Origin of the sequence: Agrococcus sp. TSP3-2-1 (assembly GCF_049897585.1) — a bacterium.
Classification (GTDB): domain Bacteria; phylum Actinomycetota; class Actinomycetes; order Actinomycetales; family Microbacteriaceae; genus Agrococcus.
Map to the genome: position 1 here is coordinate 179,028 of NZ_JAFCWN010000005.1, position 25,728 is coordinate 204,755.

22 protein-coding genes are annotated in these 25,728 nt (G+C 73.1%); 11 read left to right on the forward strand and 11 right to left on the reverse strand.

The genetic code is table 11. The annotated features are described in order from the left end of the window. Positions 1–37: 37 nt before the first annotated feature. Positions 38–1,027, reverse strand: a complete 990-nt coding sequence (gene paaA, locus ACP7BI_RS09165) for a 1,2-phenylacetyl-CoA epoxidase subunit PaaA (protein ID WP_425845346.1) — start codon at positions 1,025–1,027, stop codon at positions 38–40. Positions 1,028–1,167: 140 nt separating this feature from the next. Here paaA and paaI point away from each other — a divergent pair, with 140 nt between their 5' ends. The 4 genes from paaI to ACP7BI_RS09185 all read left to right on the forward strand — a co-directional run bounded on the left by paaI (position 1,168) and on the right by ACP7BI_RS09185 (position 4,739). Further along, a complete protein-coding gene (gene paaI, locus ACP7BI_RS09170) occupies positions 1,168–1,635 on the forward strand; it encodes a hydroxyphenylacetyl-CoA thioesterase PaaI (protein ID WP_425845348.1) in 468 nt (155 codons plus the stop codon). A 131-nt stretch (positions 1,636–1,766) separates the two neighbouring features. Beyond that, complete coding sequence (gene paaK, locus ACP7BI_RS09175; protein WP_425845350.1) at positions 1,767–3,080, forward strand: phenylacetate--CoA ligase PaaK; 1,314 nt, start codon at positions 1,767–1,769, stop codon at positions 3,078–3,080. A gap of 92 nt (positions 3,081–3,172) precedes the next feature. Beyond that, a complete protein-coding gene (locus ACP7BI_RS09180) occupies positions 3,173–3,784 on the forward strand; it encodes a TetR/AcrR family transcriptional regulator (RefSeq protein ID WP_425845353.1) in 612 nt (203 codons plus the stop codon). 274 nt (positions 3,785–4,058) lie between these two features. Next, entirely contained in the window at positions 4,059–4,739 is a 681-nt protein-coding gene (locus tag ACP7BI_RS09185) for a transglycosylase family protein (protein ID WP_425845356.1), read from the forward strand. A 61-nt stretch (positions 4,740–4,800) separates the two neighbouring features. On the opposite strand, the gene paaZ is transcribed toward ACP7BI_RS09185, so the two are convergent. The 5 genes from paaZ to ACP7BI_RS09210 form a co-directional block, all read right to left on the reverse strand. Further along, positions 4,801–6,921 (reverse strand): phenylacetic acid degradation bifunctional protein PaaZ, encoded by a 2,121-nt coding sequence (gene paaZ / locus ACP7BI_RS09190; protein ID WP_425845359.1) that lies wholly within the window; start codon positions 6,919–6,921, stop codon positions 4,801–4,803. A 131-nt stretch (positions 6,922–7,052) separates the two neighbouring features. Then, positions 7,053–7,973: a 3-hydroxyacyl-CoA dehydrogenase family protein gene (locus ACP7BI_RS09195; protein ID WP_425845361.1), complete on the reverse strand. Its 921-nt coding sequence runs from the start codon at positions 7,971–7,973 to the stop codon at positions 7,053–7,055. Beyond that, positions 7,970–8,731 carry an enoyl-CoA hydratase/isomerase family protein gene (locus tag ACP7BI_RS09200; RefSeq protein ID WP_425845364.1) on the reverse strand — a complete coding sequence of 254 codons (762 nt, stop codon included), beginning with the start codon at positions 8,729–8,731 and terminating at the stop codon, positions 7,970–7,972. The genes ACP7BI_RS09195 and ACP7BI_RS09200 overlap by 4 nt, the downstream gene beginning before the upstream one ends. Before the next feature lie 121 nt (positions 8,732–8,852). Next, positions 8,853–10,037 (reverse strand): thiolase family protein, encoded by a 1,185-nt coding sequence (locus ACP7BI_RS09205; RefSeq protein ID WP_425845367.1) that lies wholly within the window; start codon positions 10,035–10,037, stop codon positions 8,853–8,855. Between the two features lie 114 nt (positions 10,038–10,151). After that, the gene (locus ACP7BI_RS09210) at positions 10,152–10,301 is read right to left on the reverse strand and encodes a hypothetical protein (protein ID WP_425845370.1); all 150 of its coding nucleotides are present in this window, start codon (positions 10,299–10,301) and stop codon (positions 10,152–10,154) included. Positions 10,302–10,450: 149 nt separating this feature from the next. Here ACP7BI_RS09210 and ACP7BI_RS09215 point away from each other — a divergent pair, with 149 nt between their 5' ends. The 6 genes from ACP7BI_RS09215 to lepB all read left to right on the forward strand — a co-directional run bounded on the left by ACP7BI_RS09215 (position 10,451) and on the right by lepB (position 14,404). After that, a complete protein-coding gene (locus ACP7BI_RS09215; RefSeq protein WP_425845373.1) occupies positions 10,451–10,690 on the forward strand; it encodes a hypothetical protein in 240 nt (79 codons plus the stop codon). Positions 10,691–10,717: 27 nt separating this feature from the next. Further along, on the forward strand, positions 10,718–11,236 hold the full coding sequence (locus tag ACP7BI_RS09220; protein WP_425845376.1) for a DinB family protein: 519 nt from the start codon (positions 10,718–10,720) through the stop codon (positions 11,234–11,236). A gap of 83 nt (positions 11,237–11,319) precedes the next feature. Beyond that, entirely contained in the window at positions 11,320–11,508 is a 189-nt protein-coding gene (locus ACP7BI_RS09225; RefSeq protein ID WP_425845379.1) for a hypothetical protein, read from the forward strand. 160 nt (positions 11,509–11,668) lie between these two features. Beyond that, positions 11,669–12,259: a hypothetical protein gene (locus tag ACP7BI_RS09230; RefSeq protein ID WP_425845381.1), complete on the forward strand. Its 591-nt coding sequence runs from the start codon at positions 11,669–11,671 to the stop codon at positions 12,257–12,259. Between the two features lie 64 nt (positions 12,260–12,323). Further along, entirely contained in the window at positions 12,324–13,934 is a 1,611-nt protein-coding gene (locus ACP7BI_RS09235; RefSeq protein ID WP_425845383.1) for a multicopper oxidase family protein, read from the forward strand. A gap of 8 nt (positions 13,935–13,942) precedes the next feature. Next, complete coding sequence (lepB, locus tag ACP7BI_RS09240; RefSeq protein ID WP_425845386.1) at positions 13,943–14,404, forward strand: signal peptidase I; 462 nt, start codon at positions 13,943–13,945, stop codon at positions 14,402–14,404. A gap of 7 nt (positions 14,405–14,411) precedes the next feature. Here the strand turns inward: lepB and ACP7BI_RS09245 are convergent, their stop codons facing one another. The 3 genes from ACP7BI_RS09245 to ACP7BI_RS09255 form a co-directional block, all read right to left on the reverse strand. Continuing rightward, the gene (locus ACP7BI_RS09245) at positions 14,412–15,569 is read right to left on the reverse strand and encodes an acyl-CoA dehydrogenase family protein (RefSeq protein ID WP_425845388.1); all 1,158 of its coding nucleotides are present in this window, start codon (positions 15,567–15,569) and stop codon (positions 14,412–14,414) included. Positions 15,570–15,663: 94 nt separating this feature from the next. Further along, on the reverse strand, positions 15,664–18,144 hold the full coding sequence (locus tag ACP7BI_RS09250) for an ATP-dependent DNA ligase (protein WP_425845390.1): 2,481 nt from the start codon (positions 18,142–18,144) through the stop codon (positions 15,664–15,666). Position 18,145: 1 nt separating this feature from the next. Then, positions 18,146–19,201 (reverse strand): Ku protein, encoded by a 1,056-nt coding sequence (locus ACP7BI_RS09255; protein ID WP_425845392.1) that lies wholly within the window; start codon positions 19,199–19,201, stop codon positions 18,146–18,148. Positions 19,202–19,309: 108 nt separating this feature from the next. Here ACP7BI_RS09255 and ACP7BI_RS09260 point away from each other — a divergent pair, with 108 nt between their 5' ends. Next, positions 19,310–20,416, forward strand: coding sequence for a carboxylate-amine ligase (locus tag ACP7BI_RS09260; RefSeq protein ID WP_425845395.1), 1,107 nt, complete (start codon positions 19,310–19,312; stop codon positions 20,414–20,416). A gap of 33 nt (positions 20,417–20,449) precedes the next feature. On the opposite strand, the gene ACP7BI_RS09265 is transcribed toward ACP7BI_RS09260, so the two are convergent. Continuing rightward, on the reverse strand, positions 20,450–23,050 hold the full coding sequence (locus ACP7BI_RS09265) for an ATP-binding protein (RefSeq protein WP_425845396.1): 2,601 nt from the start codon (positions 23,048–23,050) through the stop codon (positions 20,450–20,452). Continuing rightward, entirely contained in the window at positions 23,047–25,677 is a 2,631-nt protein-coding gene (locus ACP7BI_RS09270; protein ID WP_425845399.1) for an ATP-binding protein, read from the reverse strand. The genes ACP7BI_RS09265 and ACP7BI_RS09270 overlap by 4 nt, the downstream gene beginning before the upstream one ends. Positions 25,678–25,728 lie beyond the last annotated feature (51 nt).

The window sequence follows — 25,728 nt, forward strand, 5'->3', positions numbered from 1 at the left end:
CGGCCTGCGGCCGGCTACTCGACCAACGGGAATCCGGTCAGGCGGCCTGGCGCTCGCGCGCGGCCTGCTTCTCGGCGTAGGCCGCCGCGGCCTCCCGCACCCACGCGCCCTCCTCGTGGGCGTCGCGGCGGTGCTGGATGCGCTGCGCGTTCGCCGGGCCGCGGCCCGCGAGCACCTCGTTGAACTCGGTCCAGTCGATCTCGGACATGTCCCACTGGCCGGTCTCCTCGTTCCAGCGCAGGTTCGGGTCGGGCAGCGTGAGCCCGAGCACCTCGGCCTGCGGCACGAGCATGCCGACGAAGCGCTGGCGCAGCTCGTCGTTCGAGAAGCGCTTGATCTTCCACGCCATCGACTGCGCCGAGTTGGGCGACTCGTCGTCGGGCGGGCCGAACATCATGAGCGACGGCCAGTACCAGCGGTTCACGGCGTCCTGCGCCATCTGGTGCTGCTCGGGCGTGCCCTGGCTCAGCTCGAGCAGGATCTCGAAGCCCTGCCGCTGGTGGAACGACTCCTCCTTGCAGATGCGCACCATCGCGCGGCCGTAGGGGCCGTAGGAGGCGCGGCACAGCGGCACCTGGTTGCAGATCGCGGCGCCGTCGACGAGCCAGCCGATCGCGCCCATGTCGGCCCACGTCGGCGTCGGGTAGTTGAAGATCGAGGAGTAGCGGGCGCGCGAGGTGATGAGCTGCTCGGTCATCTCGTCGCGGCTGATGCCGAGCGTCTGCGCGGCGGAGTAGAGGTAGAGCCCGTGGCCGGCCTCGTCCTGCACCTTCGCCATCAGGATGGCCTTGCGCTTGAGGCTCGGCGCGCGCGAGATCCAGTTGCCCTCGGGCTGCATGCCGATGATCTCGGAGTGCGCGTGCTGCGAGATCTGCCGGATGAGCGTCTTGCGGTACGCCTCGGGCATCCAGTCGCGCGGCTCGATGCGCTGATCGGCCTCGATGATCGCGTCGAAGCGGGCCTGCAGCTCGGCGACGTCGTCGCCGTCGGGGTGCAGGGCGGATGCGTCGGGTGCGGTGAGCGTCATCGTCGACTCCGTCTCGTCGGTGCTTGATCCCGGCCGGTTCGATCCGAATTAGTGACCGAACGTTCAGTAAGTATAGACTCGGGTGCGGCGGACCTGCAACGGGTGCGCCCGACAGTGCCGGACGACGCAACGGAGCGCGCATGCTGGAGACGCGGAACCCCGAGATCACGCGGGACGAGACGTGGCTCGCCACGATCATGGCCGAGACCGATCGCGCCAAGGAGGCGTTCGGCATCGAGATCGTCGAGCTCGAGCGCGGCCGCGCAGTGCTGACGATGGAGGTCACCGACGCGATGGTGAACGGCTTCGGGATCACCCACGGCGGCCTCGTCTTCACGCTCGCCGACACCGCCTTCGCGTACGCGTGCAACGAGGACGCGACCGTCACGGTCGCCTCGGGCGCCGACATCACGTTCGCGAAGGCCACGCACGCGGGCCAGACGCTCACCGCGACCGCCGAGCGCCGCTGGCGCTCCGGCCGCAACGGCCTCTACGACGTCTCGATCGTCGACGAGACCGGCGAGACGGTCGCGGAGTTCCGCGGCCGATCGTTCGGCACCTCCCGCCCCGCGCCCTCGACGCCCGCGGGTGCCGGCGGCCCCGCCTGACGACCTCCACCCCCCTATTCCGTTGGTCGAGTAGCCGGCCGCAGGCCGGCGTATCGAGACCAGCACCGCACCACATCTCGATACGGCCCTGACGGGCCTACTCGATGTCCGAGGAACGAACAGGAGCAACGATGCTCAGCCAGACCACCGCATCCGCCGACCTCCGCGACGCGGGCGAGCGCCTCTCGCTCGACGAGCTGCGCGCCCTGCAGCTCGAGCGGCTGCAGCACACCGTGCGCCATGCGTACGCGAACGTGCCGACGTACCGGCGGAAGCTCGATGCGGCCGGCGTGACGCCCGACGACATCCGCTCGCTCGACGACCTCCAGCGGCTGCCCTTCACGACGAAGGAGGACCTGCGCGAGTCCTACCCCTTCGGCATGTTCGCGGTGCCGATGGAGCACGTCGCGCGCATCCACGCATCCTCCGGCACGACCGGTCGGCCGACCGTGGTCGGCTACACCAAGGAGGACCTCGACAACTGGGCCGATGTCGTCGCGCGCTCGCTGCGCGCTGCGGGGGTGCGGCCGGGCATGAAGGTGCACAACGCCTACGGCTACGGCCTGTTCACCGGCGGGCAGGGCGCGCACGCGGGCATCGAGCGGCTCGGCGCGACCGTCATCCCCGTCTCGGGCGGGCAGACGGCGCGGCAAGTGCAGCTCATCCGCGACTTCGAGCCCGACGCGATCATGTGCACGCCGTCGTACCTGCTGACGATCGCCGACGCGTTCGAGGACGCCGGCTTCGACCCGCGCGGCACGTCGCTCAAGGTCGCGATCTGCGGCGCTGAGCCGTGGACGAACGAGATGCGGCACGAGCTCGAGCAGCGCATGGGCATCGATGCGGTCGACATCTATGGGCTCTCGGAGGTCATGGGCCCGGGGGTCGGCAGCGAGTTCGCCTCGACGAAGGACGGGCCCACGATCTGGGAGGACCACTTCCTGCCCGAGATCATCGACGGCGAGACGGGCGAGCCGCTGCCCGACGGCGAGGTGGGCGAGCTGGTCTTCACGTCGCTGACCAAGGCGGCGTTCCCGGTGGTGCGCTACCGCACGCGCGATCTCACGCGGCTGCTGCCGGGCTCGGCGCAGCCGACCATGCGGCGGATCGAGAAGATCACCGGGCGCAACGACGACATGATCATCCTGCGCGGCGTGAACCTCTTCCCCACGCAGATCGAGGAGCTCGTGCTCGCGATCGAGCACCTCACGCCGCACTTCATCCTCGAGCTCACGCGCTCGGGCCGCATGGACGACCTCACGGTCAAGATCGAGCCGACCCCGCACGTGCCGCACGAGGTGTCGGAGGCGGCTGCGCACATCCTGCGGGTGCGCATCAAGGAGCAGATCGGCACCTCAGTGCGCGTGCAGATCGTGCCGTGCGGCTCGCTGCCGCGCTCGGAGGGAAAGTACAAGCGCGTCTACGACTTGCGCGGTGGAGCTTGAGGCGGAGGCCCTTTCGGGCCTCCGCCGCGACCCCAGCGCCGAGGCCCGTCTCGGGCCTCGGGAACCGCTGAAGAGGCTGGAAGACTGGTGAGATGACCACCGCCACCGAGCCCGCCCGCCGCGGCCGCCCCGGCTACGACCGCGACTCCATGCTCGAGGTCGTCGTCGAGGTCTTCAACGAGCGCGGCTACGACGCGGCGTCGCTCGGCTCGATCGCCGAGAAGCTCGGGCTCTCGAAGTCGGCGATCTACCACCACTTCGCGTCGAAGGAGCAGATGCTCGAGGTCGCGCTCGGCCGCGCGCTCGACGCGCTCGAGGCCGTCTTCGAGTCCCCGGGGGCGACGACGGGGCCGGTCGTCAGCCGCATCCGTCACGTCGTCCGCGGCGCGGTGCTCGTGCTGTGCGAGGAGATGCCGTTCGTGACGCTGCTGCTGCGGCTGCGCGGCAACACGCCCATCGAGCTCGAGGCGATGCGCCGCCGGCGCGAGTTCGACCGCAAGCTCCGCGCGCTGTTCGAGCTCTCGCGCGACGAGGGCACCCTGCGCGCCGACATGGATCCGCGGATCGCTGAGCGGCTCACGTTCGGCATGGTCAACTCGATCGTCGAGTGGTACCGCCCTGACGGGACGATCACGCCCGAGCAGCTCGCCGACTCGGTGCTCGAGCTCGTGCGGACGGGCCTGCGCGACCCGGCGTCGCTCTAGCAAGCGCCTCGATAAGTCTATCAAGGCGCTCACCGCTCGGGAAACTTATCGCCCACCGCGCAAGACCCGAGCGCGGCGACGGGAGCTCGAGCCCGGGCGTTCGCGGTCAGCGGAATTCGTTACCAAACCGTGATCTTCGCGTAGTGTCGTCACCCTGAACCGCGAAGGGCAGCCGTCGTGTCCGCCCCGAGAGCCCTCGCGCCATCGAATCCAATTGCACCGGTCGGGCGGTCGCGCGCGCTGAGCGCCGCGAGACGGGACCGCGGAGTTCATCGTGACCAAGCAGCACACCACCACTCGCGCGCGCCGTTCGAAGCGAGCCATCGGCGGGATCGTCGCCACCGGCATCGCGACCGTCGCGGGCGCCGTCCTCGTGCCGACCGCGGCGAACGCGGCATCCGACTCCACGTGGGACGCGCTCGCGCAGTGCGAGTCGGGCGGCAACTGGGCCATCGACACGGGCAACGGCTACTACGGCGGCCTGCAGTTCTCGCTCTCGACCTGGCAGGCCTACGGCGGCACCGGCAACCCTGCCGACGCGTCGCGCGCGGAGCAGATCCGCGTCGCCGAGAACACCCTCGCCGGGCAGGGCTGGGGCGCGTGGCCGACGTGCTCGGCTCGCATCGGCGCGAGCGGCGCGGCCGAGCCGCGCGCGGCCGCCCCGCAGCCCGCGCAGCAGGCCCAGCAGGCGCAGCAGGCCGCTCCCGCCCAGGCGCCCGCCCAGCAGGCGCCGTCCGCGCAGCCCGCACAGGCTGCGCCCGCCGCCCTCCAGCTGCCCGACGTGCAGCCGGGCGACGAGACCTACGAGGTCGTGCCGGGCGACACGCTCTTCGAGATCGCCGAGGCACAGGGCGTCGAGAGCGGCTGGCTCGGCATCTTCGCCGTCAACCAGGACGAGCTCTCGAACCCCGACCTCATCATGGCCGGCCAGCAGCTCGTGCTCCCCGCCGAATAGCAGCGACGCGAGAGCGCCCCAGCACGCGACGTGCTGGGGCGCTCTGCGCGACCGCGACCGATCAGGCCGAGGCGACCGGCGGGTTCGAGGCCTCCTCCTGCGTCTTCGCGACGTAGGTGAGCAGGTCGTACTGCGCGACGACCTCGTCGTCCTGGTTCGTGAGCACCGCATCCCACCGCACCTCGCCGTAGGGGTCGGTCTCGCGGGGCGTGATCTGCTTCGCCGTGAGCGTGACCCGCAGCGAGTCGCCGGGCGAGACCGGCGTCATGAAGCGCAGGTTGTCGAGACCGGTGTTGGCGAGCACCGGGCCCGGCGCCGGCTCGACGAACAGGCCCGCCGCGAACGACAGCAGCAGGTAGCCGTGCGCGACCCGGCCGGGGAAGAACGGGTTCGCCTCGGCGGCGGCCTGATCCATGTGCGCGTAGAACCTGTCGCCCGTGAACTCGGCGAAGTGCTCGATGTCCTCGAGCGAGATCTCACGCCGCTCCGAGACGACCTGGTCACCGATCGCGAGCTCGGCGAGCGACTTCCGGAACGGATGCGGCGCCTCCGTCGACGACGGAGCACCGGGGTGCCAGACGCCCGTGAGCGCAGTGAGCATGGTCGGCGAGCCCTGGATCGCGGTGCGCTGCATGTAGTGGAGCACCGAGCGGATGCCGCCGAGCTCCTCGCCGCCGCCCGCGCGGCCGGGGCCGCCGTGCACGAGCATCGGCAGCGGCGAGCCGTGGCCGGTCGAGGCGCGCATGTCGTCGCGGTCGAGCAGCAGCACGCGGCCGTTGTGCGGCGCGATCCGCCGCGTGAGCTCGGCGACGAAGACCGGGTCGTGCGAGGCGACGGAGGTGACGAGCGAGCCGCCGCCGCGCGCGACGATCTCGGCGGCCTGCTCGGGCGAGCCGTACTCGACGAGCGACGAGACGGGGCCGAACGCCTCGATCTCGTGCAGCGCATCCGCCTCGGCGTCGCGGAACGCGAGCAGCGTCGGCGCGACGAATGCGCCGCCCTCGGCGACGCCCATCGACCCGTCGGCGAGCCGCACCTCGCCCGCGTCGCCGCCGACGACGATCTGCCCGCCGCCCTCGCGCAGCTTCATGACCTGCCCGAGCACCTCGTCGCGCTGCTCGATCGAGGCGAGCGGCCCCATCGTCACGCCCTCGGCGCGCGGGTCGCCGACGACCACCTTCGCGACGATCCGCTCGCGCACCGCCTCGGCCACCGCATCCGTGAGCCCTGAGGGCACGAGCGCGCGGCGGATGGCCGTGCACTTCTGGCCCGCCTTCGACGTCATCTCGCTCACGAGGCCGCGCACGAACGCGTCGAACTCCGGCGTGCCGGGCTCGGCGTCCGGGCCGAGCACGGATGCGTTGATCGAGTCGGTCTCGACCGTGAAGCGCACGCCGCCCGTCTGCACGGCATCGTGGAGCCGCAGGCTCGCGGCCGTCGACGCGGAGCCGGTGAAGCTCACGGTGTCGCCGAGCCGCAAGTGGTCGAGGATGTCGCGCGCCGAGCCGGAGACGAGCTGGAGGCCGCCTGCAGGGAGGAGCCCCGACTCGACGAGGATCCGCACCATGTGCTCGGTCACGTAGCCCGTCGGGGTGGCGGGCTTGATGATCGTCGGCATCCCGGCGAGGAACGCCGGCGCGAGCTTCTCGAGCGCGCCCCAGACGGGGAAGTTGAACGCGTTGATCTGCACCGCGACGCCCGGGAGGGTCGTGCAGATGTGGCGGGCGAGGAAGGAGCCGTCCTTCGAGAGCTGCTCGACCGGCCCGTCGAGGTAGATCGTCGACTGCGGCATCTCGCGGCGGCCCTTCGACGAGTAGGTGAAGAGCACGCCGATGCCGCCGTCGATGTCGACCCACGAGTCCTGCTTCGTCGCGCCCGTGCGGCTCGAGAGCTCGTAGAGCTCGCCCTTCCGCTCGGTGAGCGCGAGCGCCATCTGCTTCAGCAGGATCGCCCGCTGGTGGAAGGTGAGCGGCGCGAGCGAGTGCTGGCCGACGGAGCGAGCGTGCTCGAGCGCGGCGGGCAGGTCGAGGCCGCTCGTCGAGACGCGCGCGACCTCCTCGCCGGTGGAGGCGTCGCGCACGACGGCGGCGCCCTCGTCGCTCGCGGGCTCCCACCAGCCGTCCTGCACGTAGCTCGGCAGCAGTCGGGTGCGGGTCATCGTGTCGGTCATCGTCGTCTCCATCGCTCGATCGTCGTCGCCCCGTGCACAACGCAAGCTCCCTCGGCCGATCCGGCGGCGGATGCGTCGGATCCGCCCGATCGGCCGCGGACCGCGGCGCGCGGGCTTGCGTTGTGCTCGGGCGGGTGGGCCATTCAGGCGTTCCAGTCGTAGAAGCCGCGGCCGCTCTTCTTGCCGAGCCGGCCCTCGGCGACCATGTCGCGCAGCAGCTGCGGCGGCGCGAAGCGGGGTCCCAGCTCGCGGTGCAGCTGCTCGGCGATGCCGAGGCGCACGTCTAGGCCGACGATGTCGGTCGTGCGCAGCGGCCCCACGGGGTGCTTGTAGCCGAGCTCCATCGCGAGGTCGATGTCGCCGGGGCTCGCGACGCCCTCCTCGACCATGCGGATCGCCTCGAGCCCGATCGCGACGCCGAGCCGGCTCGAGGCGAAGCCGGGCGCGTCGTGCACGGTCACGGGCGTCTTGCCGATCGCCTCGACCCACGCGCGGGCGTCGTTCGCGAGCGCGGGGTCGGTGCGCTGGCCGAGCACGATCTCGACGAGGGCGGATGCGGGCACCGGGTTGAAGAAGTGGAGGCCGAGGAAGCGCTCGGGGCGCGAGAGCGCCGCGGCGAGCCGGTCGATCGAGATCGACGACGTGTTGCTCGCGAGCGACGCGGACGGTGACAGGACCGCCTCGACGCGTGCGAGCGCATCCGCCTTGAGCCCCTCGTCCTCGGGCACGGCCTCGATCACGAGGTCGCAGTCGACGAACGCGGTGGCTTCGACCGCGACGCGCAAGCGCCCCTCGAGCTCGGCGAGCGGCTCGGCCCAGCCGCGCTCGACGCTCTTGCGCAGGCTCTGGGCGACGCGGTCCTGCGCGGCGCTCGCGGCGGCGGGGTCGCGCTCGACGACGACGACGTCGCTGCCGGCGAGCACGAAGGCGTGCGCGATGCCCGCTCCCATGCGGCCGCCGCCGAGCACGCCGACGCGCTCGGGGGCGCCGGCGCCGACCTGCGCGTCGGTGTCGTCGGCCTGCGGCCGCTCGTCGGGGGCGACCGCTTCGGTCACGTCGGTCATCGGGACTCCTTCACCGCTCGCTTCGCGCCGCGGCGCTCGAGGAACTCGGTCATGCGCCGCTGCTTCTCGGGGCTCTCGAACAGCACCGCCTGCTCGGCGAGCTCGATCTCGGGGTGCGCGCTCGCGGGCGCGAGCAGCGCGCGCTTCGTCGCCTGCGTCGCGGCGGGGTCGAGCGCCGCGATGCGCTCGGCGAGCGATGCGGCGTGCTCGAGCGCCGCGTGCGACTCGACGACCGTGCTCACGAGCCCGGCGGCGAGCGCCTCGTCGGCGCCGAGGATGCGGCCCGTCAGCAGCATCTCGGCCGCGAGCGCGTCGCCGACGATCTCCTTGAGCCGCCACGTCGCGCCGGCGGCGGCGATGATGCCGAGCCCGGTCTCGGGATTGCCGATCTTGAGGCTCGGGGTGCCGATGCGGATGTCGGCGGCGTAGGCGAGCTCGGCGCCGCCCCCGAGGGCGTAGCCATCGAGCACGGCGATCACGGGCATCGGCAGGGCGCGGATGCGCTGGAAGCAGCGGGTGTTGATGCCCTTGAGCGCGTCGGTCGCACGCCGCTCGCGCAGCTGCGCGATGTCGGCGCCGGCCGCGAACGTGCCCCCGGAGCCGGTGATCACGAGGGTGCGGCGCTCGACCTCGAGCCGCGCGCACAGCGCGTGGAGCGCATCCACCAGGTCCTGGTCGATCGCGTTGCGCTTCTCGGGGCGGTCGAGGGTCGCGAGCACGAAGGCGCCGCGGTCCTCGACGCGCAGGGACTCGCTCATCGCCGCGCCTCCCCGCCCGCGCCACCCGAGGGATCTTCAACCGGATAGCCGGTAGGGCGCGACAGATATCGGCTCGCCGCACCGGTCATCCGGTTGAAGATGGCTCGAGTGACGGGCCCGCTCACGCGCGCTCCAGCAGGATCGAGGTGCCCTGGCCGACCCCGACGCACATCGTCGCGAGGCCGATCTCGGCCTGCTCGCGCTCCATGCGTCCGAGCAGCGTCACGATGAGGCGCGTGCCGGACGAGCCGAGCGCGTGGCCGAGCGCGATCGCGCCGCCGTCGGCGTTCACGACGGCGTCGTCGAGGCCGAGCCGCCGGATGGTGCCGATCGACTGGGTCGCGAACGCCTCGTTGAGCTCGATCGCGCCGATGTCGTCGATCGCGTAGCCCGTGCGCGCGAGCAGCTTCTCGGTCGCGGGCACGGGGCCGAGGCCCATGACCTCGGGGGCGATGCCGGCGCTCGCGCCGGCGACGATGCGCGCGCGGGGCGCGAGCCCGAAGCGCTCGACCGCGGCTTCGCTCGCGACCACGATCGCCGAGCCGCCGTCGTTGAGCGACGAGCTGTTGCCGGCGGTGACGACCGAGCCGCCGCCGACGACGGGCTTGAGCGCCGCGAGCCGCTCGAGGCTCGTGTCGCGACGAGGCTGCTCGTCGACCGTGACCTCGCCGCCGCGGGTCGGCACCGCGACGATCTCGGCCTCGAAGCGGCCCTCGTCGATCGCGGCGATCGCGCGCTGCTGGGAGCGGAGCGCGAACTCGTCGGCCTCCTCGCGCGTGATGCCGTCGACGCGCGCGACCTCCTCGGCCGTCTCGGGCATCGCGAAGGTCGCCTTGTCGCGCGCGACGAGCTTCGGGTTGGGGAACCGCCAGCCGATCGACGTGTCGTACGCCTCGCCCGGCTTCGCCCACGCGCGCTCGGGCTTCGCCTGCACCCACGGCGCGCGCGTCATCGACTCGACGCCGCCCGCGACGACGATGTCGGCGTCGCCGGCCTTCACCATCTGCGAGGCCATGATGACAGCCGACATGCCGGATGCGCACAAGCGGTTGACCGTGATGCCCGGGATGTCGTCGGGGAGACCCGCGAGCAGCACCGACATCCGGGCGACGTTGCGGTTGTCCTCGCCGGCCTGGTTCGCGCCGCCGAGGATGACCTCGTCGACCGCGTGGGCGGGGATGTCGGCTCGCGCGATCGCCTCGGCGACGACGAGCGCCGCGAGGTCGTCGGGCCGCACGCCCGCGAGCGCGCCGCCGTAGCGGCCGACCGGGGTGCGGGCTCCGCCGATGAGGAATGCCTCGGGCAATGGGGGCTCCTGACTCCGTCGTCGTGACACCGGATGCGGTCGTGAATTAGTGACCGATCGTTCAGGAATACCTTACGGGGCCGTACATGGCCCCGCAACACCGGCGCGCTCGCGTCAGTGGCGTCGTGCGCGCCGCACGACCTCGCCGGCGCCCCACGCCGTCACGATGATGGCGCCGCCGACCGCGAGGATCGTGGCGGCGGCGATCGCGAGGGCGGCGAGCGCGAGGTCGGCGGCGACGAACAGCAGGTCGAAGATCTCCATGCTCCGACGCTAGGAATCCTGGCCCCCCGCCGCGTCCGTCCGAGGTCGACGGATCGTCATCCCTCGGGATGATCCCGTTGGGAAGCTGCTCGGCCTGCCGCCGGCGCCGTCGCGTCGTTCTACGACTACTTGAGATGAGGTGACCGACGATGAGCATCCGAACCGACCCCGACCGATCCGGACTGAACGCGCTGGATCCGGACAAGGCGACCGCCCGCGACGCCGTCCACTTCCGGCGCATCCTGGCCGCCCGTGCCAAGCCTGCCGCGGCCGAAGCCGAGCTGCGCGAAGCCGTCAGTGCCGCTCGCGATGCCGGTGGCTCCTGGAGCATCATCGGTGCAGCGCTCGACACGAGTCGACAGGCTGCGCAGCAGCGATTCGGGGGCTGAACGACCGCGAGGTGGCATGCTCGACCCATGCCGATCGAGCCCGACACGAAGGACTGGACCTGGGTGCTGCGCGAGCGGTGCCCCGAGTGCGGCTTCGACCCCGCGCTCGCCGAGCGGGGCGAGCTCGGCCCGCGCATCCGCGATGCCGCAGCCGCGATGCACGCGCGGCTGCACGGCGACGCCGTGACCGAGCGGCCCGACGATTCGACGTGGTCGCCGCTCGAGTACGCGGCGCACGTCCGCGACGTCTGCACCGTGATGCGCTCGCGGCTGGATCAGATGCTCACGGAGGACGACCCGGAGTTCGCGAACTGGGATCAGGATCAGGCCGCGATCGACGGCGACTACGCGAGCCAGGAGCCCGAGCACGTCGCGGTCGAGCTCGACGTGGCGGCAGCGGAGCTCGCGAACGCGGCGGATGCGGTGCCCTCCGACGCGTGGGACCGCGCCGGCTCGCGCTCCAACGGCTCGTCGTTCACCGTCGAGACGCTGCTCGTGTACGCCCTGCACGATCTCGAGCACCACGTGCAGGACGTGCAGCGCTGAGCGGGGAGCGTCCGGGGCACGACGCCTCTGGGGAGAGCGCGGTCGCGCTCGGCATCATCGCGCTCGCGTGCCTCGCGCTGCCGATGGTGGGCGACGTCGTGTCGCTCCTCGTGGCGCTCGCGGCGGTCGGCGTCGGCCTGGCCGGCGTCCGGCGGCACGCGCGCGGACGCGCGAAGCACGTCTGGCCGGCGCTGCTCGGCACGATCGCCGGCGGCCTCGTCGCGCTCGTCGCGGCGGTGCTCCTCCTCGGCTCGGCGACGTCCGCGGGCTGAGCCGCACGGGGCGCAGCCGGCCCCGCCTCAAGCGGTGCCGTGGGACGCCTCAGCGACGAGCAGGGCGACGGCAGATCTGCGCTGTCGCGAGGAGCATCTTGCGAGAGATCTGACTATACGGACGATGTTCTGCTCAGTTCTCTGGGCGATGCTGGTCTCCGTGGCCATCACCGCTTCGGAGCGGGAGCTCCCGACCCTCCCCGCCGGGGTGGTGCCCGGCGTCGTGGCTCGGCGTCGGGCGGGGATCGACCGGCTCCGCAACCCGCGGTCGCTGCTCGCCCTCGCGCTGCTCGTGCTCATCGGCCTCGGTGTCGCCGTCTTCGTCGACGCGGCCGCGAAGAGCGAGCCGATCGCGCCGCTGGGCGCCGCCGCCGACATCCCCGGCGGGGTGGCGCGCATCAACGGCGTCATCCCGCTCGAGCGCGACGGCTGGCTCCCGGCCGATCCCGCTGCCGTGCTCACCGATCCCGTACCGGCAGGCAGCCACCTCGTGCGCGTCGAGCTCGAGCTGACAGCGCTCGATGCCGAGGGCGTGACGTTCTCCGCCGAGGACTACTCGATCCTGGGGCTCCGCTCGGAGCGGCTCCACGTGCTCTGGACCTCGCCGGAAGCCGCTCTGGTGCCGCAGGGCCAGGTGCTCAGCACGACCCTCGTCTTCCAGATCCCCGACAGGGCGATCGCGCTCACGCTCGAGGGTGAGCACGGCGGCCGGCTGTCGCTCGGCGTGGAGCACCACACGCCCGACCCCTGAGCTGCGCTGCAGCGATCCGTGAGCCGCACCGACCCGGGTGCGCTCGAGGTGCGAGGAGGCACCGATGACCATCACACGACGCCAGTTCCTGGTGTACGGCGGGATCGGGGTGCTCGGCGCAGCCGCAGCCGTGACCGTCCCCCTCAGCAGCGTCGACGCGAAGTCCGCGAGTCGGTTGAGCGATCGCGACATGCCGCGGCCGTACCGGACCGCGTTCGCGCAAGCACCGATCCTGCGGCCGGAGTCGACGGGGGTCGACCCGATGGACGGTTCCCCCGTGCACCACTACACCGTGACGCAGATGGCAGCGAGCGCGGCGATCCTGCCCCGGCTCACGACGCCGATCCTGTCGTACAACGGGATCTTCCCCGGCCCGACCATCAGCCTCGAGCGCGGCACGAAGGCGGTGCTGCGAGTGCGGAACCAGCTGCCCGCGAGCCATCCGATCGACGGTCACGTGCTGTCGACCTCGACGCACCTGCACGGCTCGGCTTCGCTCCCGCAGTTCGACGGCTACGCGAATGACGTCACGTACCAGGGGTTCAAGAAGTACTACCGCTACGACAACGCCCAGCCGGCCAGGACGCTCTGGTACCACGACCACGGCGTCCACCGCACGTCGCTCAACGTCTACGCGGGGCTCGCGGCGCAGTACCACGTGCACGACCCGGCCGAGCGGCAGCTGCTGCCCCAGGGCGAGTTCGACGTCGCGCTGACCGTCAGCGACGCGATGTTCGCGGCCAACGGCGCGCTCGCCTACGACGACAACGACCACTCGGGCCTCTGGGGCGACGTGATGCTCGTCAACGGGAGGCCTTGGCCCGTGATGCGGGTGCAGAAGCGCGTCTACCGGTTCCGCATCCTGAACGCGAGCATCGCGCGCTCGCTGCGGCCGGCGCTGAGCACGGGCGACCCGATGACCATCGTGGCGACCGACGGCGGCCTCATGCCCGTTGCGCGCTCGGTCGCGAACTACCGGCACGGCGGCGCCGAGCGCTACGAGGTTCTCATCGACTTCCGGAAGTACGCGACGGGTCAGCGCATCGAGCTGCGCAACCTCTCGAACCGGAACAACGTCGACTACGACCACACGAACAAGATCATGGCGTTCGACGTGATCGACGCGCCGGTCGACACGAGCGACCCGACCTGGAACACGATTCCCACCGCGCTCGCGAGCAGCCACGTGATGTCGCTCAAGGCGTCGCAGTCGCGGAAGACCCGCAGGTTCCGGCTCAAGCACAGCGACACGACGAACCTCTTCACGATCGGCTCCGACTCGTGGCAGGACGTCGTGGCAAGCGGCTTCCGCAAGGTCATCGCTGACCCTGCCCTCGGCGCGACCGAGATCTGGGAGTTCGAGAACAGCTCGGGCGGCTGGTTCCACCCCATGCACATCCACCTGGTCGACTTCCAGGTGCTCAGCCGGAACGGCAGGGCGCCGTTCGCGTACGAGCTGGGGCCGAAGGACACCGTCTACGTCGGCGAGGGCGAGACCGTGCGGCTGCTCATGCAGTTCGGGCCGCACCGCGGGAAGTACATGCTGCACTGCCACAACCTGCCGCACGAGGACCACGACATGATGGTGCAGTTCAGCGTCGGGCTCGCCCAAGGCGACTACGACCTCAACGACCCGATGACGGCGGCACCGGCGGTATGGGACGACGGCAGCTGACGAGGCCGGTGGCGCTCGCGATCGTCGCGGCGCTGCTGCTCGGCGCGGCGGTCGTGGCCGTCCGCACCTGGGTGGTGGAGCCCGTGGTGGTCGCCTCCGACAGCATGGAGCCGACGGTCGCCGAGGGCAGCACCGTGCTCGTGGCCCGGTGGTCGGCAGCGAGCGTCGACCCGGGCCAGCTCGCGGTCATCCGCAGTCCCGACGACGGGCGCGGCGTGCTCAAGCGCGTCGTCGCGGTCGCGGGCCAGCGCGTGGTCATCCGCGACGGCGTCGTGCACGTCGACGAGGTCGCGCTGGACGAGCCGTACGTCGACGCGCGCGGGGTCGACGGCACGTTCTTCCGCCGTGTCGTGGTGCCAGCCGGCCACGTCTACGTGCTCGGCGACAACCGCGTGACCTCCGTCGACTCCCGCGACTTCGGCCCCGTCCCGCTCGACGACGTCATCGGGACGGTCCTCTGGGCGCCCTGAAGCGGCGTCAGCCGCGGAACGCGCTGATCCCCGTGAGCGCCTGCCCGATCACGAGCGCGTGCACCTCGTCGGTGCCCTCGTACGTGCGCACGCTCTCGAGGTTCGCGGCGTGCCGCATCGGCGAGTGCTCGAGCGAGACGCCGTTGCCGCCGAGCAGCGCCCGCGCCTCCCTCGCGACGTCGATCGCCGCCCGCACCGAGGCGAGCTTGCCCATCGAGATCTCGTGCGGGCGCAGCGAGCCGGCCTCCTTGCGCCGTCCGAGGTGCAGCGCGAGCAGCTGCGCCTGCTGCAGCGCGAGGGCCATCTCGGCGAGCCGCGCCTGCGTCAGCTGCATCGCCGCGAGCGGCTTGCCGAACACCTCGCGCTCGGCGGCGTAGGCGAGCGCCTGCTCGAGCGCATCGCGTCCCGCGCCGAGCGCGCCCCACGCGATGCCGAACCGCGCCTCGCTCAAGCACTCGAACGGCGCCCGCAGCCCGCGCGCCTCCGGGAGCCGCATCGACTCCGGCACGCGCACGCCCTCGAGCGCGATGTCGCACTGGATCGACGCGCGCATCGACAGCTTCGGCTCGATGGCGGTCGCGGTGAAGCCGGGGGAGTCCGTCTCGACGAGGAAGCCGCGCACGCCCTCCTCCGTCTGCGCCCAGATGACCGCCACGTCGGCGATCGAGGCGAGCCCGATCCACCGCTTCGCGCCGTCGATGACCCAGTCGTCGCCGTCGCGCCTCGCGAACGTGCGCATCGCACCCGGGTCGCTCCCCGCATCCGGCTCGGTGAGGCCGAAGCAGCCGATCGCCTCCCCGCGCGCCATGCGCGGCAGCCACGCCTCGCGCTGCTCCACCGAGCCGTGCTTCGCGATCGCCGACATCGCGAGCGAGCCCTGCACCGAGACGAACGTGCGGATGCCGCTGTCGCCCGCCTCGAGCTCCTGCATCGCGATGCCGTACTCGACCGCGCCGCGGCCCGCGCAGCCGTAGCCGGTCAGGTGCATGCCGAGCAGGCCCGCCTCGCCGAGCACGGGCACGAGCTCGCGCGGGAAGACGCCGCGCTCGAACCACTCGGCGATGTGCGGGCGCACCTCGCGGTCGACGAGCGCGCGCACCCGCGCGCGGGTCGCGCGCTCCTCGTCGGTCAGCAGCGACTCGATGTCGAGCAGGTCGGTCGTCATGGGGCTCCTTCGTCGGTCGCGGGGTGCGAGAGCCAGGCTCGCACGGATGCGTCGTGCAGGGCGGGAGCGAAGAGCGGTGATCGAGGCGGGTGGCTCAGCCAGCGGACGGGTTCAGGTCGGCGAGCGCCTTGTCCGGCCGCAGTCCCTTCCACACGGGGTGCCGCAGCGCGCCCGACGTCGTCCGCTCCGTGTGCTCGACCTCGGCGACCGCTGCGCGCACCCATCGCACCTTCCGCGCCACGTCGCTCGGGAGCCCCTCGAGCGCCGGCGCCGTGCGCCGCGGCCGCAGCTCGTCGCGCAAGCGGTCGCGCTCCTTGCTCGAGAGGCCCGTGCCCACCCGGCCGGCGTAGCGCATCCGCCCGCCTGCTCCGGGGAGCGCGAGCACGAGCGAGCCGACCGTGCCCGAGAGCCCGCCGTTGCCCTCGAGCCAGCCGACCACGACGACCTCCTGCGACTGCTGGTGCTTGAGCTTGCGCCAGTCGTCGCTGCGCTTGCCGGGCCGGTAGCGGCTGTCGTGCCGCTTCGCCATGACGCCCTCGAGGCCGCGCTCCCGAGTGACCTCGAGGATGCGCGCGAGCGAGCCGCGGAGCGGCTTCGAGACCTTCACTCGCCGGCTCTCGTGCACGAGCTCGTCGAGCCGCGACTGCCGGTCGTCGAGGCGCTCGTCGACGAGCCGCTCGCCGTCCTCCTCGAGCAGGTCGAACAGCACGAGCGTCGCCGGGCTCGCCTTCGCCGCCCGCGCCGCCTGGCGCCCCGAGAGCCCGCCGCGATCCTGCAGCGCCTCGAAGTCTGCGACCCCGCGCTTCAGCATCACCACTTCGCCGTCGAGCACGGCGTCCGCCTCGATCGCCGCCGGCACGGCCTCGACGAGCTCGGGGAACGCGCCCGAGAGGTCGCGGCCGTTGCGGCTCAGCAGCCGCACGGCGTCGCCGCGGCGCTCGACGAGCACGCGCCAGCCGTCCCACTTCACCTCGAACGACCACTCGCGCTCGTCGTCGATGGCGGATGCGTCGCCCTGCGTCGCGAGCATCGGGCGGAGGTCGGTCGGGCGGTCGCCCTTCTCGCGCGCGGCGCCGCCGCCGAGCCGCTTGCCGAGCCGCCGCTTCGGCGCCGCGGCGGGTGACGCCGGCGCCTCGTCATCCCGCTCGCCGCGCGCCGCTCGCGCGACGGCGGCCTTCGAGGGCGCGTAGCCCTTCAGCCGCGCATCGCGCTCGGCGTCCTGCTCCTTCATGCGGTGCACGAGCCACTGCCGCTTCTCGGCGTCGGTGCGGATGAGCGCGAAGCGGTACGGCTCGCCGCCGAGCCCGCCGTCCGGCCGCCCGTGGAGCGTCGCGATCACCTCGTCGTCCCGCCACTTCTCGAGCTCGTACGTGCCCGCATCCCAGATCTCGACGACGCCCGCGCCGTACTCGCCCTTCGGGATCGTGCCCTCGAACGAGCCGTACTCGAGCGGGTGGTCCTCGGTCTGCACGCCGAGCCGGTTCTGCTTCGGCGTCGACGGCAGCCCCTTCGGCACCGCCCATGAGACGAGCACGCCGTCCTGCTCGAGCCGGAAGTCGTAGTGCAGCCGGCTCGCCCGGTGCTTCTGGATGACGAACGAGCGCCCGTCGGTCGACGTCGGCGGCTCGGCCGGCACGGGCTCGGGCGTGCGCGCGGCCGAGCGCATGCCGCGGTACTTCGCGAGCCGGTCGGGCGGCGGGTCGAGCGAGGCGATGAGGTCGCCGTCGCGCTCGAGCCGCTCGAGCACCTCGGTGTACTCGAGCTGCTCGAGCCCGCCCGCCTCGATCTCGTCCCACGTGCGCGGCGCAGCGACGGTCGGCCGCACGCGCCCGCGCAGCGAGTAGGGAGCGACGGTCGTCTTCGAGCCGGAGTTCTGGCTCCAGTCGAGCAGCACCTTGTTCGTGCGCAGCGCCTTCTTCATGTCGCTCACGATGAGCTCCGGGTGCATCTGCTCGAGCGATCGCGCGAGCGTGTGCGCGACCTCGCTCGCCTGCTCGCTCGTGACGGTGCCGTCGAGGCGCGCGTAGAGGTGGATGCCCTTCGAGCCGCTCGTGAGCGGCACGGGGTGCAGGCCGATGTCCTCGAGCAGCTCGCGCACCCACAGCGCGACGCGCGCGCAGTCGTCGAGGTCGGCACCGGGCCCCGGGTCGAGGTCGAGCACGAGCCGGTCCGGGTTCTGGCGGTCGCCGTCGAGCATCCGCCACTGCGGCACGTGCAGCTCGAGCGCCCCCATCTGCGCCGTCCACGCGAGCACCGCGGGCTCGGTCAGCACGGGGTACTGCTTCGGCCCTGTCGAGTGCTGCAGCTCGACGGTCTGCACCCACTCGGGCGCACCCTTCTCGAGCGTCTTCTGGAAGAACACCTGCCCCGGCTTCTTCTCGGTGCCGACGCCCTCGGTCCAGCGCTTGCGCGTGACGGGGCGGCCGCCCGCGTGGGCGATGATGGCCTCGGATGCGCGCAGCACGTACTCGAGCACGTCGCGCTTCGTCGTCCCGGTCGACGGGTACAGCACCTTGTCGGGGTTCGAGAAGCGCAGCGACCGCCCGCCGACGACGATCCGATCGGCCGCCGCCACGTCAGGCGGACTTCCGCTTGCTCGCCGCGGTCGCCGTCGTCTTCGCCTTCGTCCTCGTGCCGGTCGACTTCTTCGCAGCGGGCTTCTTGGCGGCAGGCTTCTTCTCTGCAGGCTTCTTCTCCGCAGGCTTCCGCTCGGCCGGCTTCTTCGCGGCAGCGCCGCTCTTGGCCGTGCGCTTCGCCGTGCTCTTCGCGTCGGAGGCGGCGGCCTTCGAGCTCGTCGCCTTCGACCCCGACGGCTTCCCACCCGAGTCCTCCGACGCATCCGACCCCGACCCCTTCCGCTTCTCGACCGAGCGCTGCAGCGCCTCGAGCAGGTCGATGACCTCGGCGCCCTCGTCGTCGTCGGTCTCGCCGAAGGTCGCGGCCGTGTCGAGCGCGTCGCCCTGCTCGAGCTTCGCCTCGACGAGCTTGTGCAGCTGCTCCTGGTACTCGTCGACGTACTGCTCGGGCTCGAAGTCGGCCTCGAGGTCGCGCACGATCGAGCGCGCGAGGTCCATCTCGCGCTTGCCGATCGTGACGTCGTCGCCGAGCGAGTCGAACTCCGCCGCGCGCACCTCGTCGGCCCAGCGGATCGTCTGCACGAGCAGCACGTCGTCGCGCACGCGCATCGTCGCGAGCCGCGTGCGCTGCCGCAGCGAGATGCGCACGACCGCGGTGCGCTCGGTCTCCTCGAGCACGCGCCGCAGCAGCACGTAGGCCTTCGGGCTCTTCGAATCGGGCTCGAGGTAGTAGGAGCGCTCGAACAGGATCGGGTCGATCTGCTCGTTCGGCACGAACTCGAGCACCTCGATCTCGCGCGAGCGCTCGGCGGGCAGCGACTCGAGGTCCTCGCCCGTGAGCACGACCGTCTGGTCGCCGTCGTCGTAGGCCTTGTCGATGTGCGCGAACTCGACCTTCTTGCCGCACACCTCGCACTTGCGCTGGTAGCGGATGCGGCCGCCGTCGGCGTCGTGCACCTGGTGGAGCTGCAGGTCGTGCTCCTCTGTGGCCGAGTACAGCTTCACCGGGACGTTCACCAGGCCGAAGGTGATCGAGCCCTTCCAGATCGCGCGCATGGCGACACTCTCCACCATGGGTGCGCGCTCCACCATCTGCGACTTCTCAGGGAAAGAGGGATGCGTCAGGTACGACGGGGCCGGAGCGGCGCGTGCGACAATCCGGCCATGACGGCATCGCGGCCGGCAGGACCGCCTCCTCGCACCTTCGGGGTCGAGGAGGAGGTCGTGCTGCTCGACCCCGCGACCCTCGACCCCGTCGACGTCGCCGGCGAGGTCGTCGCCGAGGTGTGCGCGGCCGATCCGGCGGCGCGCGTCGGCCACGAGTTCCTGCAGGCGCAGCTCGAGTTCGCCTCGCCCGTGCTCGAGACGGCCGAGGCCGCCGATCGCGCCGTGCGCGGGTTCCGGCGCGCGGTCGGCGCGGTTGCGCAGCGGCGCGCGCTCATCGCGGCGAGCATCGGCACGCCCGTCGGCACTCGCGTCCCGGCGCTCACGCCCGACGACCGCTACACGCGCTTCGATGCGCTGCTCGGCGCCGCCCGGCCCGGCCACCGCATCCAGGGCCTGCACGTGCACGTCGCGGTCGACTCGCGCGACGAGGGCGTCGCGGTGCTGCGCGCGCTGCGGCCGTGGCTCGCGCCGCTGCTCGCCCTCTCGGCGAACTCGCCGTGCTTCGCCGCGCGCGACACCGGCTTCGCGAGCTGGCGCACGATCGTCGGCCGTCGCTTCACGACCGCGTCGGTGCCGCCCGACTTCGCCGACGCCGCCGACTACGACCGCCGGGTCACGGCGATCGTCGGGCTCGGTGCGACGATCGACCTGCACTCGCTGTTCTGGATGGCGCGGCTCTCCGAGACCTACCCGACCGTCGAGGTGCGGGTGTTCGACGCGCAGCTCTCGGCCGACGACACGGTCGCGCTCGCGCTGCTCACCCGCGCGCTCGTCGCGGCCGCCGCGGCGGGGGAGCTGCCCCACGCGCCGGCCGCCGCGCACCCCGAGCTGCTCGACGCCGCGGTGTGGCACGCGGCGCGGCACGGCACGAGCGCCGAGCTCGTCGACCCCACCACCGCATCCGTCGCCCCCGCGTGGGACGTGATCGGGCGGATGCTCGAGGTCGCCCGGGGCGCGCTCGAGGCCGCGGGGGATCGTGCCCGGGTCGCGTCGTTCGCCGAGCGGGTGCGGGCCTCGGGCACGGGCGCCGAGCGGCAGCGCGCCGCGCTCGAGCGCGGCCTGCCGGCGCTCGCGGCGCTGCTGCGCGAGAGCTTCTCGGCCTGACCCGGAGCGGGCGACCGAGCGCGCCGGCTCGGCTCAGCCCGCTCGAGCCGACCCGCCGGAGAGCGCGAACGCGGCCGCCTCGAGCGAGCCGTACTCGCGGCCGCGCTCCTCGGCGGCCCGCAGCGCCGCGGCGTCGGAGCGCTCGGCGAGCGCGTCGAGGTAGCGGGTGTGGAAGACGAAGGCCGGCACGTCGAAGAAGGCGGCGCGCTTGCGGATCCCGGCGGCGGCCCCGGCGAGCACGCCGGCGCGATCGACCTCGTCGCGCTCGGCCGCGAGGGCCGCGAGCCCCTCGAGCCCGTAGGCGATGCCCTCGTCGTGGTGCAGGGCGATCGAGGTCTCGAGCGCGTCGCGGTAGAGCCGCTCCGCCTCGTCGGTCGCGCCCGCGAACAGCCGCGCGCGGCCGAGGTGGTGGGTCGCGATGCTCGCGGTGAAGCGGTCCCCGCTCGAGACGGCGGCCTCGAGCGCGCCGCGGAAGCGCGCCGTCGCGCCCTCGAGGTCGTCGCCGAGCACCGCGATGCGGCCGAGGGCGACGAGCGAGAGCGCTTCGCCCCAGCCCGCGCCGAGCTCGCGGAAGCGGCGCGCCCCGGCCTCGAGCCGAGCGGCCGCGCGGCGGAGGTCGGGGTCGGGGGTCGAGATCTCGGCGAGCCCCGCGGTCGCGCTCGCCATCGTCGCGCCGAGCGCGTCGCCCTCCTCGTCGAGCACCGAGCTCGCCTCGGCGAGCGCGCGCACGACGTCGTGCGAGGGCGCCGTCCAGAGATCCCGCCAGCCGATGAAGAACGTCGCGATCGCGCGCGAGCGGCGCTCGAGCGCGCCGGGCCGCGCGAGCACCTCCTCCATCCACAGCGCCACCTCCACGAGGAAGCCGCCCATCCACCAGTAGAGGAAGAGCCGCCAGGCGACGTCGGCCGCGGTGTCGCCGTCGCCGAGCACGACGAGCTGCCGCACGGCGGAGCGCAGGTTGTTCCGCTCGAGGTTGAGCCGCGACACGGCGTCGCGCTGGCCGGTGACGCCGAGGCCGCGTCCCTCCCGCCGGGCGAGCTCGACGTAGACGGCCGCGTGCGCGGCGCGCGCCGACTCCTCTTCGCCGTCGACGCGCAGCCGCTCGAGGCCGTGCTCGCGCACGGTCGCGAGCATGCCGAACACCGCCTCCCCGTCGACGTCGGACTGCTCGAGCAGCGAGCTGTCGACGAGCGTCTCGAGCGCGGGGTAGAGATCGACGTCCCAGCCGCGCAGCGCGGCGAACGCCTCGACCGAGGCGAGCGCGCAGCCGGCGGAGAACACCGCGAGGTCGCGCAGCACGCGCCGCTCCGGCTCGGGCAGCAGCCCGGTCGACCAGTCGATCGTCGCGCGGAGCGTGCGCTGCCGCGGCGGCAGGTCGCGGGAGGCGTCGACGAGCAGCGGCAGCTGCCGGTCGAGCCGCTGCAGGATCCCGGCCGGCGTCAGCACCCGCATGCGCGCGGCCGCGAGCTCGATCGCGAGCGGCAGCCCCTCGACCGCGCGGCAGATGCCGACGATCGCGTCGAGGCTCGCGCTCGAGACCTCGAAGTCGGGCTTCACGGCGCGCGCTCGCTCGACGAACAGCTCGACCGCGGGCGCCTCGCGCGCGCGAGCGGTCGACTCGGGCGCGGCCGGGTCGTGCGTGCGCAGCGGCGGCACCTCGAAGACCCGCTCGCCGCGCACCCGCAGCACCGCGCGGCTCGTGACGAGCAGCGTGACGAGCGGGGCGATCGCGAGCAGCCGTACGAGCGTCGGCGCCGCAGCGCCGAGCTGCTCGAAGTTGTCGAGCACGAGCAGCATGCGGCGGCCCTCGAGCGCGATCGCGAGCCGCTCCTCGAGCGGCAGCTCGCCCGCGTCGCGCACGCCGATCGCGTAGCCGATCGTGGGCAGCAGCAGGCCCGGCTCCACCACGTCCTCGAGCGCGACGAACGCGGTGCCGTCGGGGAACAGCGGCGCCGCCGCCTCGGCGACCGCGATGGCGAGCCGGCTCTTGCCGATGCCGCCCGGGCCGGCGAGCGTGACGAGCCGCGTGCCGCGGCCGTCGAGCAGGGCGACGAGCTCGGACACCTCCCGGTCGCGACCCACGAGCCGGGTGGACGGCGCGGGGATGCGCGCGGCGAGCAGGTCGACGCGGTCGCCGCCGGGAGCGCTGGCGCGCGACGCGTCGAAGCGCTCGGCGAGGAGCGTCGCGAGATCCGCCTCGACGAGCTCGGCGAGCTCCTCCGGAGAGGAGTAGCCGCGGTAGGACGCGGCATCGTCCCGCTCGATGCGGCGCACGAGCTCCTCGAGCCGAGGCTCGCGATCGGCGCCCTCGCGCAGGTAGATGAGCCGCGGCATGTCGGGTGGCACGAGCCGGTACTCGTCCTCGAGGCCCGACACGTCCGAGCCCGGCGCGATCCAGCCGTAGCGCTCGCCGTAGATGCCGACGAAGACGTCGCTCTGCTCCAGGTAGGCGCGGTAGAGCTCGCGCGGCGGGTGCGGCCGCGCGCCGAGCTCGAACATCACCGGCGCGAGCCGCAGCCGCTCGATGGCGCCGCGCACCGCGCGCCGCTCCGCCTCGAGCTCGCGCAGCGTCGACGAGACGAACACGCGCAGCCGCTGGTCGGGAGTGCGGATGCCCGCGGCGCCGGCGCTCACCAGCGTGCCAGCTCGGCCGCGATGCGCTCGCGCTCGCCGTCGGGCAGCGCGAGCTCGATCGCCTCGGCGACGCTCAGCTCCGCCCCGCGCCGCTCGCCCGCCGCCATGCCGTCGGGGTCGGCGGCGCGGATGGCGTCGAGCTGCGGCACGTGCACCGTGAACGCCTCCGCGTCGAAGACGCCGATGCGGTGGCGGATGCCGTCGGCCGCCGCCGCGAGCGCCCCCGCCCGCTCGGCGTCGCCGCGCGCCGCCGCGACCGCGCACAGCCCCTCGAGGCCGTAGGCGACCCCCTCCTCGAAGTGCAGCCGCACCGAGACGAGCAGCGTGCGGACGCAGCCGGCCTCCGCCGAGTCGATCTCGCCGCGCACGAGCTGCAGCCGCGCCTGGTGGTTGCCGGCGACCGACACTGTGAAGAGGTCGCCGCCCGCCTCCGCGACCTGCGTCGCGCGGTCGAAGCGCGCCTGCGCCCCGTCGGTGTCGCCCCGCAGCCACGCGAGCCGGCCGCGCGAGACCTCGGTGATCGCCTCCGCCCAGGTGTTGCCGAGCTCCCGCAGCCGCTCGACGGCCTCGGCGAGCTCGCGCTCCGCGGTCGCGAGGTCGGGCATCGGCAGCTGCAGTCGCGCCGTCGCCCGCGCAGCGGTCGCCATCGCCGCGGCGTCGTCGTCGCCGCTCTCGCGGAAGAGCCGCACGCACTCGGCGAGGCCCGCGACGACGCCCTCGTTCGGCCGCTGCCACATCTCGCTCCAGAGGGCGAAGAACCACGCGACCGCCCGCGTGTGCGGCGTGATCGGCTGCTGCTTGCCGAGCAGCTCGAGCATCCACACCCGCACCTCGCCGAAGAAGCCCGCGACCCACCAGTAGATGAGCAGCCGCCACGCGAAGTCGCCCGCGTCGTCGAGCCGGTCGATGTGCACGAGGTGCCGCACCGCCGCTCGCAGGTTCGGGAGCTCCGCGCCGAGCTGCACGACCGCCGTGCCCTGGCCCGCGCCGCGCAGGCCCGGCGCGACCCGCTCGACGAGCGCGCTGTAGTAGTCGGCGTGGGCGGCGCGCATGCGCCCCGCCTCGCCCTTCGCCTTCAGCTGCCCGAGCGAGTGCTCCCGCACGATCGCGAGCAGCGAGAGCACCGAGTCGCCGCCGATCTCGGTCTGCCGCACGAGCGAGCCGTCGATGAGGGCGGCGATGCCGTCCATCGCCTGCCCCTCCCACACGCGTCCAGCGCCGAGCGCCTCGACCGCCTCGAGCGAGAACTGGCGGGCGAAGACGCCGAGGTCCTCGAGCAGCGCCCGCTGCCAGTCGGGCAGCAGGCTCACGCTCCAGTCGATCGTCGCGCGCATCGTGCGGTGCCGATCCGGCAGGTCGCGCTGCGCGCCCGTGAGGAGCGGCAGCGACTGCTCGAGGCGCTCGGCGATGCCCTGCGGCGTCAGCAGGCGCACCTTCGCCGCCGCGAGCTCGATCGCGAGCGGCAGCCCGTCGAGGCGGCGGCAGATGTCGGCGATCGCGGAGGCGTTCGCCTCGGTGAGCTCGAAGCCCGGCTTCACCGCCCCGGCGCGGTCGACGAAGAGCGCGCACGCCGCCGCGCGGCCCACGCGAGCAGCGCCGCTGCGCGACGACTCGTCGGGCACCGGCAGCGCACCGACCTCGAAGACGCGCTCGCCCCGCACGCGCAGCACCACGCGACTCGTGACGAGCAGGCCCGTCGCCGGCGCTCCGGCGTAGAGGCGCGCGAGCATCGGCGCCGCCTCGACGATCTGCTCGAAGTTGTCGAGCACGAGCAGCACGCGGCGATCGGCGAGGGCCCGCGCGATGCGCTCCTCGAGCGCCGCCTCGCCGGTGTCGCGGATGCCGAGCACGTACGCGATCGTCGGCAGCAGCAGCCCCGGCTCGAGCACCCCCTCGAGCGGCACGAAGTAGCGCCCGTCGGGGAAGAGGTGCTCGGCGGCGCGCGCGACCTCGGCCGCGAGCCGGCTCTTGCCGATGCCGCCCGGCCCGATGAGGCTCACGATGGGGTCGCCGCCGCGCTCGAGCAGGGCGAGCACGTCGGCGATCTCGCGCTCGCGGCCGATCGTGGCGGAGTACGGCACGGGGATGCGCGAGGCCGGCGTGGGCGGGATCTCGTCCGGCCCGCCGCCCTCCTGCGCCGGCATGCGCGACTCGTCGAACCGCTCGGCGAGGAGCGTCGCGAGGTCGCTCGCGACCTGCTCCTCGAGCTGCTCGGCGGTGCGGAACGGGAGGTAGGCGACGGTGTCGTCGGCCTGGATGCGCGCGATGAGCTCGCGCAGCCGGGGCTCGCGCGACTCCGACTCGCGGATGTAGATGAGCTTCGGCATCGACGGCGGCGCGAGGCGATACTCGTCCTCGAGCCCGGAGACCTGCTCCTCGGGCGCGACCCAGCCGTAGCTGTCGCCGTAGATGCCGACGAAGACGTCGCTCTGCGCGAGGTAGGAGCGGTAGAGCGCGCGCGGGGGGTGCGGGCGCGCACCGAGCTCGAACATGACGGGCGCGAGCCGGAGCCGCTCGACCGCCGCGCGAACGGCGCGGCGCTCGTCGGCGAGCTCGCGCAGCGTCGAGCTCACGAACACGCGGATCCGCTGGTCTGGTGTGCGGATCGCGGGCCGGTGCCCTGTCATGGGCACATCCTGCCGCGCGCGCGCCGCGACGGCTAGGACATCATGAGCATC